Raw genomic sequence first — 2,598 nt, 5'->3', positions numbered from 1 at the left:
GGCAAACTGGCGGTTACGGCCATTACGACGGGGTCTAAAGTCGTCATCGGCCCGACCGAGCTGCCGGCGGCCCAGCATATTGCCACGCTGTCGGGGTCGAAGCGGCCACCGGTCCTGGCGCTCGCCGACAATTTCGCCGGCGGCCCCGGGGTCTATGCCGTGCTCCTTGGCGAAGCGGACAGCGCCGCCGCGGGCGCCGCGGGACTGGCCGCGAAAGGCAGCAAGAAGTTCGTACTGCTTGTCGCGGATGGCCCAAACGCCGGCGCCATGGAGAAGCGGGTCGCAAACAGCCTCAGCATCTACGGCGCGGCGCTCGCGGTCACTCTCCGATATTCTGCCGGCGACGGCGCGAAGACGGTCGACGAAATGGGCTCACTCGTGGACGCCCCCGACGCCGTCATCGTCGCCAGCGGCAATGGCAGTCCGTCGCCTGTCCTTGCCGCCCTCAAATCGAAGGGCATTCCGGGAAAGACGATCTCCGTCGTCGGGACGAACCGTTGGCTGGAGCACCCCATGGATCCGCTCTTCGAGGGGGCGTTTATCGCCACGCTCGATCCAAGCGAAACCGGGCCGATCGCCGACCGCTTCAGGACGACATACAACTATCCGGCTGACGTCAATGTGGCCTACGCCTATGATATGGTTGCCCTGACGGCAGGGATTGCCAGCGCGGTCGGGCCCGATGGTTTCAGCAAAAAAACTCTCGAGAATCCAAACGGCTTTCGCGGGTCGACCGGCCTGTTCCGGTTTCGGGCCGACGGATCCAGCCAACGCTCGATGCCGTTCTATCGGATTGAAAAAGGTGCGCTCAAGCTGGTTGCCAAATCGACGTCGGGTTTCTGACCGGCGCAAATCCCTGGGATCCTGTTCAAGCTGATGGCCAGGCCGGGCCGCAGCCGCTTGGCGATCGCACTTGGAAGCCTCCTGCTCCTGGCCGGGATCCTGCTGATCATTCAGGGCGGGGCGTTGCTTTCGGTCGATCAGCCTGTCCGTGCCCGGTCGCCAGATGTTGACGACACGCAGCCTGTCCGGCCGTTTGCCCCGGTTGCCGGCGCACAACGCCTGGAGCCGGCGCGCAAGGTTGCTCAAGACCTGATCGCTCCACCACGGCTTGATCCCGCTGAGATCGAACGGGCCGAGCCCCGTCCGCCGCTCAGCGAGCTCGGTCTCGCCGTGCCCCCGAAAACGCCGATGCCCAGGGATTGGCGGGAGGTCTTGCTCTACCGCCCGGTTGTCACATCATCGGCGATGTTCGAAGCCATGGGCCGCAAGGTGTTCATCAGCGGAGTGCGAGGCATCGATCTCGACAGCTCCTGCTCGTTTCATGACGTCACCTGGCCTTGCGGCGTACGCGCCCGCGCCGTTTTCAATTCCTGGCTGAGGGGACGCGCGCTGCACTGTTTCGTACCGCCGGACGTCGAGCGTTTTGCCGTCGCCGCACCGTGCAGGCTGGGCAAGCAGGATGTTGGCGCCTGGCTTGTCTCCAACGGCTGGGCCACGGCGCTGCCGAGCGGCATCTACGGCAAGGCGGAGGCGACAGCCAGGGACGCGGAGATGGGCATGTTCGGCCCGGCACAATAGGCTGTCATTCAATCCCTGATGTTTTGTTTGTTAACCGCCACGGGCGCAGCCTTGATGGGGTCATCGCGCAATCGATTAAATTGCAATGTTCCTTGAAACTGAAATTGCAACACACCGGCCTTATACAAGCCCATCCACAGGAGATCGGCCAGTGACAAAGACTATGGCGAGCACCACCGACCAGGCATGGAAAGGCGTCGCTTTGCTGACCTTTCTGGGAACCGCTGCAATCCTGGGCGTTTCCGTCGGTCTCAATTATCTGCTTCTGTTCTCGGAGGCGCTGACGCCATTTGGGCGCAGCATGGTCACGGCAATCCTGTTGCCTGTCGTTCTTGGTGTTCCGCTTTTTCTGTTCGTTGGATTGAAACAGATCGAGCTTCGTCGCTATCGCCGGGAACTCGACAAGTCGGCAACCTTCGACACCACGACCGGCTGCCTGAACGGAGCGGTCTTCACGTCGATGGTCGAAAAAAGAACCGCAAGGCCGTCGGTGCCGGGGCCGAAATCCGGCGCCTTCCTGGTCATCCATTCGGAGCATCTGCGGTCCATCAACCTGCGCTTTGGTCTTGAATGGGGCGATCAAGCCTTGCGGCTCATAGCCTCAACCATACAATCGTCAGTGCGCGCGGAGGATCTGGTTGGACGCATGGGGACGTCGATGTTCGGGGTCTTCCTCGCCGGCGCGACCGAAGCAGAAGCCAGGGAAATCGGCGAGCGTATCAGGGCGCGCATCGCACAAGTCTATTTCGCGCCAAAAGGCACCGAGGATGCCTTGACGGTCAAGGTCGGCGGCGTGGTGTTCGAGAACCAGGTGGAGTTCGCGGACATGTTCCGGTCCGCCGAGCAGCGCATGGCCGGCGTCCAGGACGGAGCCGCGTTTGAGCTGACGCATCTCCATAGCTGATAGTCGCCGGGAACCGGAGCCAGGGGAATTGTCGGACGCGGACGCCCTCACGCTGCCGGCGGGGTAACCCGAGAAGACGCCGCCCCGGGTTCGGCGATGGCGACGCTCGCCGC

3 protein-coding genes are annotated in these 2,598 nt (G+C 63.0%); all 3 read left to right on the top strand.

The features are described from left to right. Positions 1 to 843, top strand: an 843-nt coding sequence (locus tag EN994_RS26375; protein WP_127307937.1) for an ABC transporter substrate-binding protein, incomplete at its 5' end; no start/stop codon positions are given. Positions 844 to 900: 57 nt separating this feature from the next. After that, the gene (locus tag EN994_RS26370) at positions 901 to 1,581 is read left to right on the top strand and encodes a thermonuclease family protein (protein ID WP_245466090.1); all 681 of its coding nucleotides are present in this window, start codon (positions 901 to 903) and stop codon (positions 1,579 to 1,581) included. 151 nt (positions 1,582 to 1,732) lie between these two features. Continuing rightward, positions 1,733 to 2,485, top strand: a complete 753-nt coding sequence (locus EN994_RS26365; RefSeq protein ID WP_082826542.1) for a GGDEF domain-containing protein — start codon at positions 1,733 to 1,735, stop codon at positions 2,483 to 2,485. The last annotated feature ends 113 nt before the right edge of the window (positions 2,486 to 2,598 follow it).

The sequence above is a fragment of the Mesorhizobium sp. M7A.F.Ca.CA.002.09.1.1 genome (assembly GCF_003998555.1).
Classification (GTDB): domain Bacteria; phylum Pseudomonadota; class Alphaproteobacteria; order Rhizobiales; family Rhizobiaceae; genus Mesorhizobium; species Mesorhizobium ciceri.
The sequence above is the reverse complement of the archived record's forward strand: the minus strand, read 5'-3'. Positions and strand labels throughout refer to the sequence as shown.